This is a genomic window from Francisella salimarina (genome assembly GCF_007923265.1).
In the GTDB taxonomy this organism is placed as follows: Bacteria; Pseudomonadota; Gammaproteobacteria; order Francisellales; family Francisellaceae; genus Francisella; species Francisella salimarina.
In genome coordinates this window covers 36,029-54,193 of record NZ_VOJA01000005.1, presented here as the reverse complement: position 1 = coordinate 54,193, position 18,165 = coordinate 36,029, and the positions used below count along the sequence as shown (strand labels likewise).

Sequence of the window (18,165 nt, the reverse complement as noted above, 5' to 3'; positions counted from 1 at the left end):
TATAAAATGAGCCAACTATCTCTTAATAAAAAGAAAATTCCAATTCTTCTATTAGAAGGTATTCACTTAAATGCTCTTGAGACATTCAAAGCAGCTGGATATGAAAATATTGAACTACTAAACACAGCTCTTGAGGGCGAAGAACTTATCAATAAACTCAAGGATTTTAAAATTGTTGGTTTGCGCTCTCGTACGCAATTAACAAAAGAAGTACTTGAAAAATCCCAACATCTAACAGCTATCGGTTGCTTCTGTATTGGTACTAACCAAGTTGATCTAAAAACAGCTCAAAATCTAGGAATACCTGTATTCAACGCGCCATTTTCAAATACTCGTAGTGTCGCTGAGCTTGTATTAGCTGAAGCTATCTTATTGATTCGCAATGTAATTGATAAAAATGCTAAAACTCATCGTGGTGAATGGCACAAATCAGCTGACAATGCTAATGAAGTGAGAGGTAAAACTCTTGGAATTATTGGCTATGGTCATATTGGTATGCAGCTTGGTATATTAGCTGAAAGTGTAGGCTTAAATGTCATCTTTTATGATGTTGAAGAAAAGCTTCCTTTAGGTAATGCCAATGCTGTAGAAAGTTTAGAGACTCTACTGAAAAACTCTGATGTTGTTTCACTACATGTGCCTCAGTTATCTACAACTGCAAATATGATTTCTACCAAAGAATTGAGCTTTATGAAAGAAAACTCTGTATTGATAAATGCATCCAGAGGAAATGTGATCGATATCGCAGCTTTAGTTGAGGTTTTAGAAAGCGGCAAGCTCAAAGGTGCCGCTATAGATGTTTTCCCTAAAGAACCTTCTGCAAAGGGTGAAATATTTGAAAGTCCACTAAGAGGTTTTGATAATGTTTTCTTAACTCCACATATTGGTGGTAGTACTATTGAAGCACAAGAAAACATTGCTAATGAAGTTAGTGCCAAGCTTATTAAATATTCTGATAATGGTTCGACCCTAAATGCTGTAAACTTCCCAGAATTATCATTACCTAGTCATACTGAAACACATAGAATATTACATATACACCAAAATATACCTGGTACTATGAATGAGCTAAACAAGATACTGGCAGCAAAAAATATTAATGTTGAAGGTCAATATCTTAGAACTCTAGAAGATATTGGCTACGTTGTAATGGATATTAAATCAACATCTGATGAGGCAAGAGACCTTGTTGATGAATTCAAAAAAATAAAAACAACAATAAAAGCTCGTTTTCTTGTATAAATGTCTCTAGATAAAACTCAAATTATCTCTCAAATTTTAAAACACTCCCCTTCACACATAGTTATCGGTTATAGTGGCGGTGTAGATTCTAGTGTTTTATTAGATATAGCAAAAGATTTAGATATTCCTATCATAGCAGCTTATGTTAATCATAATATTCATCCTGATGCACTAAAATGGCAATTACATTGCCAAGCAAAATGTAATAATACAAATATAAAATTCATAGCTCACTCTCTAGATCAAGCCCCAAAAGGAGAAAGTTTTGAAGCTTGGGCAAGTAAGCAAAGAATGGATTTCTTCATTGAGATCATGAGTCAGTATTCTAATCCGATTCTTCTACTAGGTCATCATCTAGACGATCAAGCTGAAACATTCTTAATCCAAGCAATAAGAGGGTCAGGATTAGCTGGCTTGGCTAGTATGCCGTACTATAAAGAATTAAATCATGGGAGCGTACTTCGCCCTCTTTTAGATTATACAAAGAAAGATATTCAAGACTATGCAAACCAAAACAAGATTAGTCACATCTATGATGATAGTAATGAGGATATAAAATATCGTCGAAATCTTATTCGTAATCAGATAATGCCAATATTAGAGCAAATTAATCCAAATATTAGCAGAACTCTTTCTCGTAGTGCTAAGATCTGCGCAGAAAGTAATAACATATTACAAAAGCTACTTAATGAAAAATTACAGAAGATTTCTAAAGATAATGGTCTATTTATCTCTGAATTACTTACCTTAGATAATGATATACAAAAAAGTTTGATTCATCATTGGTTTAAAGAAACAACAAATCAAAGTCTAAAAAGTAAACAAATTAAAGAAATACATAAAGCTCTTAGCAATATTCACACTGGTTGGCAGTTTGATATCAGTAAACAATATCAAATATCTGTAGAATATAATCAACTAATAATTAAAAGTAATAACCAATTAAATTTAATCTTAAATAATAAAGACATAATTGAATGGCTCAAAGAGAAATTGAATAAGGACTTTAATACTAAGGAGATTATAGTCCGAAAAAGACAAGCTTCTGATAAATGTAGATATCAAGGCAGAAACAAAGCAAATAAGTTAAAAGTACTATTCCAAGAGCTGAAAATACCAGCATCAGAACGCTCTAAAGCAAGAGTTATATTACTAAATGATAAAATAATCGCAGTTTATCCTTTTTTTATCTGTAACTAAAGTTATTATCTTAGTTTTTTTATAAGAAATGCTACTAGAAACCATAGTAAAATAGTCACGCCTAAGATAATCATAATATGAGTAAACAATCCTTCAAATAAATGAGCTTGTTTAACTAAATCAATATCCTCACCCGCTCCTTTAAATGCTGCTAAGTCAGCAACTTTTGCTCCTATAAATCCCGCAACACTTCCTGTAAAAAGCATATATGACGCTGCTAAAAAACCTGTATATTTTTTATCTTCAACGGAGGTAATCTCAGAAAGAGCAATAGGATCTATAAATAATTCAGATATTCCTAAGAATGCCAAAGCAATAATTACCAATAGCGCTGAAGTCGTACCATCCAAACTAGCATTTTTGGCAGCTATAAAGAATAAAATAAAACAGATTAGTTGAAATATAAAGCCAAATGAAAATTTTATCATCCTACCAAAATCATCATCTAAAGATTTTACTCTCTTCCAAATCCAAGCAAGAATCAAACCTCCAAATAATATTGACAGAGAATTCATAGAAGTGAATGTACTAGCCGGTATATCAATCCCAAACAAGTAAGTATCGACATTTCTATGTATAAATATTTCCACAGAAGTATATAACTGCTCATCAAAAACCCAGAAAACTATACCAAATATATAAAAAGGTAATAAAGTAACTAATGATTTACGCGTAGAGAAATCTGTCTTAATAAAAATAATTATAAAAAATAATGTTGTTATACAAGCAACCACGGCTAAAAGATAACCATCAAAAAGATACTCTAAAGCAAAATACGCAAGCACAACCATAATAACTATACTTAAAAGAAGTATAAAGCTATTAAAATATCTAGGTAAGGGTTTCTCAGGAAGAATATCTGGAATATATTTAGAACCAAGCATAAATACTATTAACCCAAATATCATACCAATACCAGCGACTCCAAAACCATAGTGCCAACCATAGTAATGGGCTATCAAGCCACATATCATAGGAGCGAATATACCTCCAAAATTGCCTCCTAAATATAGTAATGTAAATGCTGAATCTTTTTTAGGATCATGGGAACTATACTGCTGCCCCAGTAGGCATGAAACATTACTCTTAAAAAAACCATAACCACAAACTATAAAAGCCATTCCTAGATATAATTTAGCATCTCCTCCAAAACCTAAAATAATATGTCCAATAGACATAAGTGCTGCTCCATAAATAACAGCTTTCTTATACCCTAATACTCTGTCTGCGACAACTCCTCCAACAATCGGCGAAAGATATACCAGAGTCACATATGCCCCAGCAATTGCATAAGAGGTTGTATCACCAAACTTAAGGTGATCAACTAAATATAATATTAACAAAGCTCTCATCCCATAAAAGCTAAAATACTCCCACATATAAATTGCTATGATATACCACAAAGCTTTAGGGTGTTTATTTGAATGGTGGACTGTTTCTTCCATTAACTAACAAGTTTGATTTATATCTAAATAGATTATAAATAAACAAGTTAGTCAGTGAAAGTTTAATTTCAGCTATTAAAAATTATATATTGGCATCAAAATATGAATGGTATTAGTTTATTAAAACTATGCTAATATCAGCATAGCTAATATAAACAAAGGATAGTTATCAATGAAATCTTTACTCAAAAAAACTTTTACCTATATTTCTTTATTATTTATGTTATTTTCGCAATCTATAGCATGCACAGCTGTAACTCTAGTAAATAAAAAAGGTGATGTAGTATCGGGAAGAACCATGGAGTGGGCTCTTGATTGGAACTGGCAGCTTCTCTACATTCCTAAAAACACTTCTCACTATTTAACAGCTCCTAGTAGCACTAACCTGCCGAAACAGGAATACAAATCGAAATATCCAGTATTAGCCACAGGCTTATCAGAAAATGGACAAACTCTTGTAATTGATGGACAAAATAGCCAAGGGCTAAGCCTAAGCGCAAACTATTTACCTGGATTCACAAAATATCAGACTGTAAATAAGAGTGATTCCAAATATGCATCAATAATTGAGTCTACCACCCTTATATTAAGTCAATTTGCCAATGTTAATGAAGTAAAGCAAGCCTTAAAAGAATATAAAGTATGGTCTGATAAAAATATAGAAATTGATGGAATATCTCCAGAAGTTCATTTTTTAATAACAGATAAAAATGGTGCTGGCTTAGTTGTTGAGTACATAGATGGTAAAGTTAAATTCTACAATGTAAACTCAAACGTTAAAGTAATGACAAATTCACCAACATATGACTGGCAATTACTAAACTTAAAGAATTACTTATCACTAGATAATAAAACCCCAACAAATCTTAAAATCAGTGATGTTATAAATACTGAAAAACATGAAAGAACAGTTCAAGATATCAGTGGCTTTCTAGGTGGCGGATTACTTGGAATTCCTGGAGATTATTCTCCTCCATCAAGATTTGTTAGAACAGCTGCAATTGCTTATTATACAAATAACAAAAGTCCTAAAAATGATGATAATCTTGTATCAAAAGTAACTCATATATTACATAATGTTGATATTCCGAAAGGTGTTGTAGCCGATGAAATACAGAATAAGAAAATGTTTGATCATACAGCATACGTAGTAATCAAAGATTTAAATAATAATAAACTATACATAACAACATATAACAAACCTAATAATCCTGTTATTGTGGACTTAAATACTCTAGATAAAGATAATACAAAAAGTTTTGATGTTATCTTAGAAAAACTACCATTCCCAAATAATGATATTACAAATAAATTAGTTACTATGAATAAAAACTAAACAGTATATCTAATCACTTTCTTTTCAAAAGTTGGTTATAAACCTGCTGAATTCCTTCAGCCTCATTTTGGATTTTATATTTTGATGACACTAAATCATAGCCATTTTGAGCTATTTCATATCTTAATTCATCATTAGACATTAAGGTATCTAACTTTTCAGCAATCTGTTGACTTGATTTTGGTTCTATTAAATAGGCGTTCTGAGCATCAGAAATAATCTCAGGCCAAGCACCAGCTTTAGTAGCAATCACAGCACATTTAGATGCCATAGCTTCAAGAGCTGGCAAGCCAAAGCCTTCTTTATGACTAGCACAAACTACGATATCTAATGCTCTATACCAACTTGGAATCTCTTTGCTATTCTTGATAAACCCTGTAAATATTATCCGTTCTGGCAAACCTGCTTGCTGAACCATTTGCTCTAGTTGTTTTTTGAACTCTAAATCTTTAGGTGTTGCTTCACCAATAACTACAGCTGTCCAATCAGGATATTTTATTAGCATAGCTACTACTGCTTCAATAAACTCATAAGTTCCTTTAGACTTTCTGATTCTGCCAAATATTCCTATACCGTATTTACCTGGTAATTTTCTATTTTGCCACTCTTGAGCCTTATTGTCAGCAGGATAAAAAACTTCCGTATTAACTCCATGCGGCACTATATATGGCGGTCTCTCAAGATATTTCGCAGATATTTCAGATGGACATATAACTGCCTCCATTCTGTTTATATAAAATTTTGTCAGTTTTTTATGATGCCTTTGTGCTACAGAAGTAAAAACTAGTATTATCTTATATCTAAAAACGTATTTTAAGATAATGCCCACAAGCATATCGATATTTCTACGTGCATGCCAAATACGCCATTTATCACGCCAACACTTAAATAAAAAATCTCTAAATCTAATTGTCTTAATACCATTGGAATCAATATTAAAACCCATACCTACAATATTTATTAGCTTAGCTTGCTCTGGCATCACAGCCAGCATACTAGCATTAATCCCAGAAAATCTACGACCTAATGACAAGGCAACAACTTCAATATCTTTTATATCTTTAGTTTCCACTGATTTAATTATAATAATAGGTTATATCAGACATACTAAAGCAATATCTGATTATTTACAAGAGTCTCAAAATCCAAGAAATAGTGATTACTAATATTTATTAATCTCTAATAATTGTAATCTAAGAATTACTGGCTTAAAGTGTTATAATGTTTTCATATATTAGTTATTTGTTTGAAGTAATAGATGTACTTTTTAAAAAAAATTTGTAATATTTTTTCTTACAAAAAACCCATCATAAAAGACAATACATTCTTGCTATGGGAGCCTTGCACACACAGCCATGCTGAAATAGTTCCTGGATTTGCGAAATACTTACTTGATTTGGGTTACCATGTTTCTATCCTAATCAATCCTAAAAGATACAATGAAGGGTTATTCTGTAGATTTGATAATGAAAATATCTCGTACAATAAAATGTCTAAAAGACAAATTCGCAAGTTTTTCAAAAAAAATAGTTTGGCTAATGTACAAGGAGTACTAATCACAACAATTGGTAAACTATATGATGGTAAAGACCTAAACCAAGCATATAACTCGTTTAATAAACAAATAGATAGAAATAAACTTTTCTTTGTTGAACATGAAATTGATAGCTACTTTGATAATAATTCTGAAACACGTAAGGATATTATCACACTTAGAACAATGGACTACAAAAATGCGACTACTACCGCTGTTAATCCTCACTATTTTGGACAGTTCAAGCTAAATAATAAAAACTCTCTGACAACTTTTGTTACTATTGGTGCAATTTCAGAAAAAAGAAAAAGCACTAAACTGCTTGTAAATGCTGTAGAAGAACTAGTAAATACGGGTGTTACTAACTTTAAAATTGTCGTTATTGGTAAAGGAAATATCAAAGATTTACCAACATACCTGCAAAAGTATTTTGATATTAAAGGACGTCTTGATTTCAAAAAAATGTATACTGAAATTGAAAAAGCTGACTTTATCCTATCAGCATACGAAGATAATCCTGATCATATCAAATATATTACTTGTAAGACTAGTGGTACATTTCAGCTTGTCTATGGTTTTCTAAAGCCAATTATTATTAGAGAAAGTTTCGCTCCAATAAATGGCTTTAATCAAGATAACGCCATATTATATAAAAAAGATGATGATTATGCAGAAGCTATGGCTAGAGCAATAGAGTTATCTCGGCACGATTATTTGCAAATACGCGAAAACCTCAAAGAATACTCAGATCAACTATATTGCCAATCACTGAAAAATTTACAATGCGAAATTAAAAATAGGCATTAATTCTTGAATTGCTTTTCGTTCTTAATTATTTTTCTAATAAGAAATAAACTACGAGTTGGTTGTAATAAGATATATTTGATACCTGTCAATCTAGCCTTATTAAGCTTACCTTCAAGATAGAGTGAATCGATAATATAGCGCCCTTTTCTCTTATTAAAGAATTTTGACTTAATTCTATCAATTTTTCCAGAAGCAAAACATTTACCAGTAAACCAGCATAACGAATAATTACCAGCAAAATTTTTCTTTAGATTTACATGAAGGTCTTTTTTATATGAACGATTATACTCAGGCTTTATAAACATCGCGTTTTGATGTGTATATATCGCGTCTTTTATATATGGAAAAAGCTCAAATCTAAAGTTATTTATATTATTAGCACCTGAGTGTAGTGGAGTCTTTTCTTGTTGATTAACTGTTAGATTAATTGCTTTGCCCAACAAACCTGGACCTGTGATGCTTAAAGGATCATTACCATAAAAACCATTCTTTGAATTCTCTACTATCATATCAATAGCTTTTTTTAGGAATGGATGCTTTGGCTTTGAGCACATAAATGCCTGGTAAATATAGCCATCAAACTCGTAGTCTGGTTTATATTTATCCTTAATTGAAGCAAATTCAGTATCAGAGCATAAAACATCATCAAGACCAACTAATAACTCTTGCTTAATATCACTATATACTCCACCATGAATATACAACACACAATATCGCCATAAATCACATTTATAAGCCCCAGGTATTATATTATCATATGCATCAAGTACATCTTTCTCAAAGTTCTCTTTAAGAAACTCGCGACACGCTTCATCATCAAAGAAATGAAATTCCCAATCAGGGTTTTTATCAACCCATGTATAAACTGCATTATACATCTCTTGACTTACTTCACTTGTTCTCCAAGTTTTAAAAATCTTTTTGGTAATATACTGATATTCTATAGAATTTGATGATTTAGCTCTTGAGGGAATAAAAGCCGGAATTTTTTTAATCGAAGTTGACATAAATAAAAGTCCAAATAGGTTTAATGTTTATACGCTAAGTTATTCCAGTATAAAATTTAACAAATACTATGAAAATATACTAACTCAAAATACGTTTTTTGCAAATATAGCAATAAGATTTAAACTATTAAGAAGTTATAATATTAGAATCTTTATTGTCTTCACACTTTCTTTGAGCTAAGAATATTGCCGTTAAATTAGCAAATAAAATAACCATTATCTGTGTAGTAAAGAAATAATCAAATAAACAACCAATAAACATTGCTAATATTAAAACTCTAAAATAGACTCGATTTCGATAGTCCAACCATCTTGCTTCAACAAAAAATGCCACAAAACATAATAAAAGGGAAACCCCAGCGACTATACCTGCCCTAAAAATATAATTGATAAATTCATCATGAGCCATAATACCGTCATTAACTACACGAGGATCATCTCTTAATCGTTTATTTTCATTTATCAAAATTTTAGTACATTGAATAACATCAGTAGTACTTGTAAGATAAGGACACCCCAGTATATAAAGTTTAGGATATTGTCTTAAAACCTTAAATGAAGAGCTATAGTATAACAATCTAAGCCCTGTCGAAGTCTCATATTGTTTCCTAGCATCTATATTGTTATAGTCTTGATTAAAGAACACTTGCGACTCTTCAACAGAGGTTTGTAATCTATAATGGAAAATACCAGAGAACTTATAAACAATTCCAAAGATAACAATAATCACTATGATGCAGGTAGTTACAATACTAACCAAACGTTTTATACTTAACTTATTATGTTTAAAGCTAAAGTATTTTAAGGCTATGAATGAGTAATAAATAAATACTACAAATTCAATAACATAGCCTGCCTTACTACGATTTACAAAAAGATCAATAAAAATTACTAATAATCCAGCAGCAAACATCAATATTTTTAACAGTAAATTTGGCATTCTAATAGCTTTACCAATAATTACCACAGCAGAAAAAGGAAAGGTCAATGCCACTATTGACTGGATAACACTACCTCCATGTATCCCAAAGTATATCTGACTAACTACAAAATTTGCATGTAGTACATATCTAAATAACGCATACAAAGAAAATATAACTACAATAGCTAGATAAAAATTCAAAAGATAATTAGCATACTTAGTATTTTTAGATAGAAAGTAACTGGCTGAACATATGTATAGAAATATAAATATAGGATTTGAAAAACCCAATATTGACTTAATATCTAAATTGCCACTAGCAAAAGATGCATAAATCATACCAATATTTATCATTATCGCAGATAACAGTAAAAACTGAAGTGACTTATTGTTTTTGAGGACTTTAAAAACCTCTTTATTAAAAAGAGAGAAAAAAATAATTAATATAAACCCCACCGAGATAAAAAATCTAGCAAAAAAGAAAATACTTACAAACATTACCAACATAAGCATAAATACTATCTTGGTGTATATTTCAGATCTCAAAACTTTTCTCCCAACATAAAATATATAATTTTACTGCGATACTACAAATTATAGTATAACAGCTCTTATTTTTAATAATAAAACGATTCTGTTAATTAAACTAAAGTTTTTAGTAGTTTAAATATTTCCTTAAATGACTTATTTGGCTTATTTTTCTCAATCTCTTTATGGTGATTTCTAATTAACTGACGTAACTTCTGTACATCTATGTTAGCATATTCTTCTATAAGCTTATCTAAAGTAGCGTTAGATTTGCTAGGATCCAAGAGATTACTACGAATATTCTCTAAGCGTTGAAGCATAAGGTTTGTACTTTTATCTTTATTCACTAGAACATCATAAGCTTGATAAATTTCTTCTAGATTGTCTGTTTTTCTTAGTAGCTTACCTATGAACTGTATTTGTCTTTTTAAAGCTATCTTTTGTAAATTTTTAGCATTAAGAATATTATTTTTTAGATTTTCATCTATTGGTAACTTACTTAACTGTTCTTTACTTAGTTCAGTGAGAGATTTACCAAAGTCAGTTATTTCTAAAGCATCTTTTTTTATAGTTGTTTTACTTTTTACAGCTTTATAATGAGAATTTTCTTCTTCTCGCTCTAAACGTTCTATTTCATCTAAGTCAATTACTTTGCTCATGGCTATTATTTTAATTTGCTAATATATATATATAATATAAGCTATAATTTTAAACGTTTAATTTATTTTATCCACCTAAAAGATATCAGGAGACTACCAAATATGTTTAGCTTTGAAAAAAATAGCTTAAAAAACACTGATAAAGAAATATTTGATGCTATAGAGCTTGAAGTTAAAAGACAACATGAGCATGTTGAACTTATTGCATCAGAAAACTATGCTAGCCCTGCCGTAATGGAGGCTCAGGGTTCTCAACTTACAAATAAGTATGCCGAAGGATATCATGGTAAAAGATATTATGGCGGCTGTGAATTCGTTGATATAGCTGAGAAACTAGCTATTGAAAGAGCTCAAAAGCTATTTGGCGTTGACTATGCAAATGTTCAGCCTCATTCTGGTTCACAAGCAAATGCCGCGGTATATAATGCTGTACTAAAACCAGGCGATACTGTCCTTGGCATGGATCTTGGTGCTGGTGGACATTTGACTCATGGTAGTAAAGTGAATTTTTCAGGTAAGATTTATAATTCTATCCAATATGGTCTAAATGAAAGTGGTGATATAGACTACAAACAGGTAGCTAAACTTGCTGAAGAGCACCAACCAAAAATGATAATCGCTGGATTTTCAGCTTTTTCAGGAATCATTAATTGGGAAAAATTTAGAGAAATCGCAGACTCAGTAAATGCTGTACTTATGGCTGATATTGCTCACGTTGCAGGTCTTGTAGCAGCAGGATTATATCCGAACCCTTTCCCTTATGTCGATGTTGCAACCACAACTACTCATAAAACTTTAAGAGGACCGAGAGGTGGATTAATACTTTGTAACAATAATCCTGACCTAGCTAAAAAATTCCAATCTGCTATTTTTCCAGGTATTCAGGGTGGACCTTTGATGCACGTAATCGCAGCTAAAGCAGTTGCATTTAAAGAAGCATTAGAACCTAGCTTTATTGACTACCAAAAGCAGGTATTGAGAAACGCTAAGGCTATCGAAAAAGTTCTAAAAGAACGTAATATTAATATTATTTCAGGCGGTACGAATAATCACCTATTATTACTAGATATAACAAATACAGGATTCTCAGGCAAAGAAGCTGAGGCTGCTTTAGGTAGAGCGAATATCACTGTAAATAAAAATTCTATACCGAATGACCCTCGCTCTCCATTTGTGACAAGTGGCTTAAGAATAGGAAGTCCCGCTATTACAACTAGAGGATTCAAAGAAGCTGAGTGTGAGCAAATCGCAAATTGGCTAGCAGATGTAGTATACAACTGCGGAGATGAGAAAGTTGAAACTGAAACAGCTGCAAAAGTTTTAGAACTTTGTGACAAATATCCAGTTTATAAGTAAAAAATCTCTTTTCGTATAATAATTTTTAATTTGATATTTTTTAATTTAAATCACTCAACATCTTTTTTTTAACAAATGATCTAAGCTCTATTTTAGCTATCATTAACTATCGTAAACCTCATTAATTGAGGGATACTATCTAGACAAATCAAATAAAGGATAAGCTGTTACACAATTTCTAACATAATAGATATATTTTAAATCCTGCTAGTATCAGCACCTCCAACTGAAACAAATAGTTGCTAATAAGACAAATTATTAATACTAACAGCTAAAACTAGGTTTATATAACTATAGAAATAATTATGCTAAGAAATAAAAGTCATTCTTAAACCTTTTTACATTAGAGCAATTGTTTATTTACGACACATACCACCTTCTTGCCAATATTCACTACCTACACAGTGATGACAGTAAAATAAACCATTCGGATCATATTTGTTTTTGATTTTAAGAAGCCTATTATAATTATCACCCCAAAAAACTTTCTGCCAGTTTTTTTGGAAATAATCTGCCTCATTTGCATAAGTTCCCGCATTAGGAGCTAATGCCATTATCATTCCCATAGCCTTATAAACATTATCTACTTTTTGTTGTATTTGTGGAGTCATTTTTGGTTTGCCAAGCTGAGGTTTATCTGTACTATAACTCATGATAGCCAAAGCTCCAGCATTATAAACACCTGGATGCATAGATGTCTGCTCAGTTAACTTTAGAGCTTGTTCAGAAGCTCCTGCCAAACCTTTGTTAATTTGAATAGATACTGGTGCAAGCTGAGAAACCTTGTAAAAAGTTTCTGTCGTTTTATCAATATTTTTAGGATCAAACAACTTCTCAGGTAAATACCAAGACTGATAAGTATACCAATATGCAGAAACTTCTCCTGTATTAGAAGCCCACCAAAACTCTCCATCACGTGCATCTTGACCAGTATTTTTAACAACCATATCAGGATAATTTTTATGCCAATAATCATAGTTCCAGATTTGTGTTGGTGGAATATCTATATATTTGGCCTGATAATGAAGACCAGGTTGATTTTGTACCCACTTTTTAAATGGCTGCCAAATTTCTAAAGCCTCTTTTTGACTTAAATCTTGTGTAACCATGGCTATTGTCATTTTATTATTTGGACGAAAAGCAAACTGCTCACCCCAGTTCTCATTATTCAAGTTAGAATAATAAAATGAAAGAAACTCTTTTATCAAAGCTTTATACACCTCATCTGAACTCGCTGTTATTTCACCACTAATCAAACCAAAGTGACTAGGAAGCTGATGTGTTCTTAGTGTTAAATTTGTAACAACTCCATAAGTTCCACCACCACCACCTTTAATTGCCCAAAACAAATCTTGATTTTGACACTCATTAGCAATCACTGTCTTACCATCTGCAGTAACAACCTCAGCCTGTACTATTCCTCCTGCACCTGTACCATATTTTTTAGACCAGCTACCAAAACCACCACCTTGAGGAAAACCACCAGCTGCCCCAACAGTTGTACAACCTCCTCCTTGGACGTATTCATGATATTTGTTAGTAACAACATCATAAGCCTCAAGCCATCTTGTTCCAGCTCCAACTGTAACAGCTGAATACTCTTTATCCTTTGGACAACTCTGAGGGTGAAAATGCTTATCATATTTAATATCACGCATATTGTGAGTCCATATTAACAAGGCATCTGGAGAACTAGAACGCCCTAAATAGTCGTGTCCAGCCCCTTTGATAACAATACGTAGATTATGTTTTCTAGCAAAGTTAATAGCATTCACAACATCTTGAGTATCCTCTGCTTCAACAGCATCGCTACTTGGCTGAATATGCCATGCTCCATACCACCCTTGAGATTCATTTCTACTAGAATCTGACTGCATATAGAAAGGATTTTTCATATTTTGTAAAATTGATTTACAGCTATCATTTTCTGAATCTTTTTCACATGTGGAAAAAAAAGAAGTTGGCTTTATGAGTTTACCTTTAAGTGATTTTGCTAGATCATCCCATTGTTTAGAATCAGGCCAGCATACCTCTGAAGGTAAGCAACGACAACTAGACTTTGAAGTCTCATTTGAGAGATTTGAAGATGTTTGACTATGAGCAAAACCAAATATTGAGGTTAAAATACAGCTTGTAATAATTTTTTTGTACATTTTACCAAGAAATTACTCTGTGATAATAGATATACTAAAGGATTAATATTTTAAAGAAAAGTTATCATGCGTTTTCAAAAATAAATTTTCCACATTTTTTTTACAACCAACCAAACCATCTATCAAACCAAGTGGGATTTTCTGTACCATCTGGACGTAGGTTATTTACAAATTTATTTTTAGGATAATTTTTCTTAAGCACTCGTATATTTGCTTTAGCCTGATCATACAATCCAAGCTTATTATAAGCCTTAATTGTTAATACCAAAGCATCTTGAGTTGCAGTACTCTGAGGATAGTTTCTTATAATTTGAGAAGCTCTATCCAAAGCCGCGTTATATGCGCCTCTTTTATAGTAGAAAATAGCAATATCATAATAATGCTCCGCGATTATGTTATTTATATACAACATTCTGCGCTTTGCATCAGGGACAAAACTACCTTTAGGATCAAGCTTTATCGCTTTTTCAAAGTTAACATAAGCATCTTGATAGCCGGTTGGATCATGATAGTTCATATCATAAGGAGCATAAGTTTGTAAGATACCCCTACCATCTTCAAACCCAACAACACCAATCATATAGTATACATAGCCCTTATATGAACTATACGGATACATCTTAATAAACTGTTGTCCTAATGCTAGAGCCATAGTTGATTCATCATCCATATAGTAAACATAAATCAAATCAACCATACCTTTCTCAGCTAGTGGAGTAAACGGATACTGTGCGACTAATGACTTATAAGACCTAATAGCATCAAAATACTTTTCATTTTGCATTTGCTCATGAGCTTTTGCATAAATGAAACTCGCCGTAAAACCTGTATAAACTTGCGGAAGCTCACTATCTTTTTTGGGTCCACAAGATACTAACATCATTACCATAGATATAATGGTTATTAAATATAAAAACCTTTTCATTTAATTTAACTATCCTTAGAATTTTCTTATATAATTCTACGTAAAAATCAATTTATTTAATAAAAAATACTTATATTAAGCATATAACATGGCAAATAATACACTATCTAACGAATTTCATCAAAAATTTATGATGCATCCAGATTATGCAGGCAAGAGAATCGATTCGGCAGTAAACGAGATGTTTGATCAATTTTCCCGTTCACAAATACAAAAATGGATTAAAGATGGCCTAATTACGGTTAATGGAAAAGCTACAAAGCCTAAATATATCATATTAGGAGATGAAGAAATTGATATCAATGTCGAGCTCTTACCAACAAATGAGTGGATAGCTGAGGATATTGATTTAAGTATCGTATTTGAAGATGATGACATTGTAGTAATTGATAAACCTATCGATATGGTTGTACATCCTGGTGCTGGCAATATAACTGGCACCATATCAAATGCTTTACTCCATAAATATTCTAATCAAGACAAATTACCAAGAGCAGGTATCGTTCACCGTCTAGATAAAGACACTTCAGGCTTAATGGTTGCCGCTAAAAGTAGTATTGCTTATCATAGCCTAGTTCAGCAGCTATCAGAAAGACAAGTGTCTAGAAAATATCTTGCAATAGTAGAGGGTGAAATCTATGAAGAAGGAACAGTTAACCAACCCATAGGAAGAGATCCAAATAATCGCACAAAAATGGCTGTCAATTATAGAGGTAAAGAAGCTATTACTCACTATAAGCCTGTAGAGGTATATGATGGTTTCACTCTAATTGAGTGCCAACTAGAGACTGGAAGAACTCATCAAATAAGAGTTCACATGAAAAGTATCAAGCATCCTTTAGTTGGTGATCAAACATATAACAAATCATCAACAAAGCTAGAAAAAATTGGAATAGAAAATATACATAGACAAGCTCTACATGCATATAAACTTTCTTTCATCCACCCTATATCTCAAAAGATGGTACGATTTAAAAGCAAACTTCCTGAAGATATGCTAAATTTGAAACTAGAACTACAACAAACAATCGAAGTCTACGATGACTATGAGGAAGATTATTACGATTATGAGTAATATAGATAACAAACTAATTCTAAAATATTGCCTTTATTTACTACTCATAATCATATCAGCTGCAATACTATCATCTATAAATAGCTCCAAGCATGAAAAAATGAACTATTTTTTAGAATCCAGAGCTCCTTTTATAGTCAAAAAACCTAATTTTTCTGAAATAAAAGACTTCAAAGAAAGAAAAAAAGCTTTTATATCATATATGCTCTCTGCTATTGAAAAAGCTAATAATGAAATATGCTTACAAAGACAGCAAATACATAAACTACAAAAAGATTTGGTTGAAAGCAATACTCTTAGTAGCAGACAGCTTAACAAACTAGATCTATATTTAAGATATTATAAAATTGATCCCGCGCATAATACTGCTGATGAATTAAGTTATCTAGATATTAAAGCAGAAAGAATTCCAACGAGTTTTGTGCTAGCTCAAGCAGCTCTTGAAAGTGGCTGGGGAACATCTAGATTCTCCAGAGATTATAATAATTACTTTGGATTACACTGTTTTTATGAGGGCTGTGGTGCCAAAGCTAAATCAGCGAATGTTTATCTTGAAACATTCAATAGTGCCGCAGAAAGCGTTCTTGGGTATTATTATAGACTTAATACCGGTTCTAAATTTAAAGACTTTAGAATAATTAGAGATAAAATCAATAATAATGAACTTCCCGAACAAGACTTATTGAATACTCTAGAAAACTACTCTGCTCTCGGTGGTGATGAATATAAAAACAGACTTATTTCAGTTATTGAGCATAACAATTTGACTCGATATGACTCTATTAAATACTGCAAATAGCCTGCTTCTAGTTGGTATTAGTGATAATTTTTAGTATATTTGACTAATAAAGATAATACTATACAGAAAATAAATGGAAATAATAATCAAGCAAAATACTATTTATTTTGAAGGTATATTAACTCTAAAACAAATTGACTCTAAGCTCATTGATAAAAAAATAAGTCGTAATAAAGACGATATAAAACAAATTGATTTGACTAAAGTTACATCATTAGACACTGCTGGTGCTTATATAATTATCAAAACAGCAAAGGATCTAAGCTTATCAAAAGAGAATATTATTTTCGCTAATGAGAAGGATAAAAACCTTGTAGATATTGTATTTAAAAACTTCCCAACTACTGCTGAGGAACAATTATCGAATAAATCAAACGTTGTTTTCAATAGTATCTATACTCTTGGTAAAAACACAAATAACTTATTATCAGAAGTTAAAACAAGCATAAGCTTCCTTGGAGCTATCTTTTTAGGTTACATAACGTTAATTCGTAGACCTTATAAAGCTTTTTTTTCAATTGTTCTAAATATTTGCTACGACTCTACAATCAGAGCATTAAGTATAGTAATACTATTATCACTAATTATAGGCTTAGTATTAACCTATCTTCCTCTTAATTTACTAATGCAGTATGGAACTCAAATATTTGTAGTTGATATGCTTGGAATCTCCTCATTTAGAGAATTTGCCCCACTATTCACAGCTATAATAATTGCTGGTAGAAGTGGCTCAGCATTTACCTCAGAAATTGGCATAATGAAAGTTAATGAAGAAATCGATGCTCTACAGACAATAGGTGAAGACCCTATGCAACGTCTTGTTTTACCAAGAATAACAGCACTAGTTATCAGTTTACCTGTACTCACGGTTATAGCTATGATTGCTAATATTGCTGGCGGTATTATTATTGCCGACCTAATCGCAGGAATCACACCACTACAGTTTATAGAAAGACTATTTTCCAATGTAAATGTAAATCACTTCTATATAGGTCTTCTAAAGACACCTTTTTTTGCATTAGTAATTGCTGGAATAGGTTGTCATCAAGGATTATCTGTTAAAAGGGACTCCCAAAGTGTTGGTAAAGCAACTACAACAAGTGTTGTTTACTCAATATTTTTGATAATACTGGTTGATGCTATCTTCGCAGTAGGTCTAAATGGATCTTAGGAGAAA

Annotated in this window: 15 protein-coding genes; 8 read left to right on the top strand and 7 right to left on the bottom strand. The window is 31.7% G+C overall.

The window, feature by feature from the left end; translation table 11 throughout:
- Positions 1-6 precede the first annotated feature (6 nt).
- Positions 7-1,242: a phosphoglycerate dehydrogenase gene (serA, locus tag FQ699_RS08400; RefSeq protein ID WP_146421940.1), complete on the top strand. Its 1,236-nt coding sequence runs from the start codon at positions 7-9 to the stop codon at positions 1,240-1,242.
- Positions 1,243-2,442 (top strand): tRNA lysidine(34) synthetase TilS, encoded by a 1,200-nt coding sequence (gene tilS, locus FQ699_RS08395; protein ID WP_146421939.1) that lies wholly within the window; start codon positions 1,243-1,245, stop codon positions 2,440-2,442.
- Between the two features lie 5 nt (positions 2,443-2,447).
- On the opposite strand, the gene FQ699_RS08390 is transcribed toward tilS, so the two are convergent.
- Complete coding sequence (locus FQ699_RS08390; RefSeq protein ID WP_146421938.1) at positions 2,448-3,887, bottom strand: peptide MFS transporter; 1,440 nt, start codon at positions 3,885-3,887, stop codon at positions 2,448-2,450.
- A 172-nt stretch (positions 3,888-4,059) separates the two neighbouring features.
- On the opposite strand from FQ699_RS08390, the gene FQ699_RS08385 reads away from it, so the two are divergent.
- Positions 4,060-5,223 carry a linear amide C-N hydrolase gene (locus tag FQ699_RS08385; protein ID WP_146421937.1) on the top strand — a complete coding sequence of 388 codons (1,164 nt, stop codon included), beginning with the start codon at positions 4,060-4,062 and terminating at the stop codon, positions 5,221-5,223.
- A 13-nt stretch (positions 5,224-5,236) separates the two neighbouring features.
- Here the strand turns inward: FQ699_RS08385 and FQ699_RS08380 are convergent, their stop codons facing one another.
- Positions 5,237-6,295: a glycosyltransferase family 4 protein gene (locus FQ699_RS08380; protein ID WP_146421936.1), complete on the bottom strand. Its 1,059-nt coding sequence runs from the start codon at positions 6,293-6,295 to the stop codon at positions 5,237-5,239.
- Between the two features lie 186 nt (positions 6,296-6,481).
- Here FQ699_RS08380 and FQ699_RS08375 point away from each other — a divergent pair, with 186 nt between their 5' ends.
- Complete coding sequence (locus tag FQ699_RS08375) at positions 6,482-7,564, top strand: hypothetical protein (protein ID WP_146421935.1); 1,083 nt, start codon at positions 6,482-6,484, stop codon at positions 7,562-7,564.
- Here FQ699_RS08375 and FQ699_RS08370 read toward each other — a convergent pair.
- The 3 genes from FQ699_RS08370 to yjgA all read right to left on the bottom strand — a co-directional run bounded on the left by FQ699_RS08370 (position 7,561) and on the right by yjgA (position 10,680).
- A complete protein-coding gene (locus tag FQ699_RS08370) occupies positions 7,561-8,571 on the bottom strand; it encodes a glycosyltransferase family 32 protein (protein WP_146421934.1) in 1,011 nt (336 codons plus the stop codon). The two genes, FQ699_RS08375 and FQ699_RS08370, sit on opposite strands and share 4 nt — an antisense overlap.
- 127 nt (positions 8,572-8,698) lie before the next feature.
- The gene (locus FQ699_RS08365; RefSeq protein WP_179951695.1) at positions 8,699-10,039 is read right to left on the bottom strand and encodes a hypothetical protein; all 1,341 of its coding nucleotides are present in this window, start codon (positions 10,037-10,039) and stop codon (positions 8,699-8,701) included.
- 95 nt (positions 10,040-10,134) lie between these two features.
- Positions 10,135-10,680, bottom strand: a complete 546-nt coding sequence (yjgA, locus tag FQ699_RS08360) for a ribosome biogenesis factor YjgA (RefSeq protein WP_146421933.1) — start codon at positions 10,678-10,680, stop codon at positions 10,135-10,137.
- Positions 10,681-10,782: 102 nt separating this feature from the next.
- Here yjgA and glyA point away from each other — a divergent pair, with 102 nt between their 5' ends.
- A complete protein-coding gene (glyA, locus tag FQ699_RS08355; RefSeq protein ID WP_013922827.1) occupies positions 10,783-12,036 on the top strand; it encodes a serine hydroxymethyltransferase in 1,254 nt (417 codons plus the stop codon).
- A 356-nt stretch (positions 12,037-12,392) separates the two neighbouring features.
- Here the strand turns inward: glyA and FQ699_RS08350 are convergent, their stop codons facing one another.
- Positions 12,393-14,189 (bottom strand): FAD-dependent oxidoreductase, encoded by a 1,797-nt coding sequence (locus FQ699_RS08350; RefSeq protein ID WP_146421932.1) that lies wholly within the window; start codon positions 14,187-14,189, stop codon positions 12,393-12,395.
- A 100-nt stretch (positions 14,190-14,289) separates the two neighbouring features.
- Positions 14,290-15,114 carry an outer membrane protein assembly factor BamD gene (locus FQ699_RS08345; protein WP_013922825.1) on the bottom strand — a complete coding sequence of 275 codons (825 nt, stop codon included), beginning with the start codon at positions 15,112-15,114 and terminating at the stop codon, positions 14,290-14,292.
- 88 nt (positions 15,115-15,202) lie between these two features.
- On the opposite strand from FQ699_RS08345, the gene rluD reads away from it, so the two are divergent.
- The 3 genes from rluD (at position 15,203) to FQ699_RS08330 (ending at position 18,159) form a co-directional block, all read left to right on the top strand.
- Positions 15,203-16,189: a 23S rRNA pseudouridine(1911/1915/1917) synthase RluD gene (gene rluD, locus FQ699_RS08340; protein WP_146421931.1), complete on the top strand. Its 987-nt coding sequence runs from the start codon at positions 15,203-15,205 to the stop codon at positions 16,187-16,189.
- Positions 16,161-16,988, top strand: coding sequence for a glucosaminidase domain-containing protein (locus tag FQ699_RS08335; RefSeq protein ID WP_369853074.1), 828 nt, complete (start codon positions 16,161-16,163; stop codon positions 16,986-16,988). Before rluD ends, FQ699_RS08335 begins: the two co-directional genes overlap by 29 nt.
- A gap of 73 nt (positions 16,989-17,061) precedes the next feature.
- Positions 17,062-18,159 carry an MlaE family ABC transporter permease gene (locus FQ699_RS08330; RefSeq protein WP_146421929.1) on the top strand — a complete coding sequence of 366 codons (1,098 nt, stop codon included), beginning with the start codon at positions 17,062-17,064 and terminating at the stop codon, positions 18,157-18,159.
- The last annotated feature ends 6 nt before the right edge of the window (positions 18,160-18,165 follow it).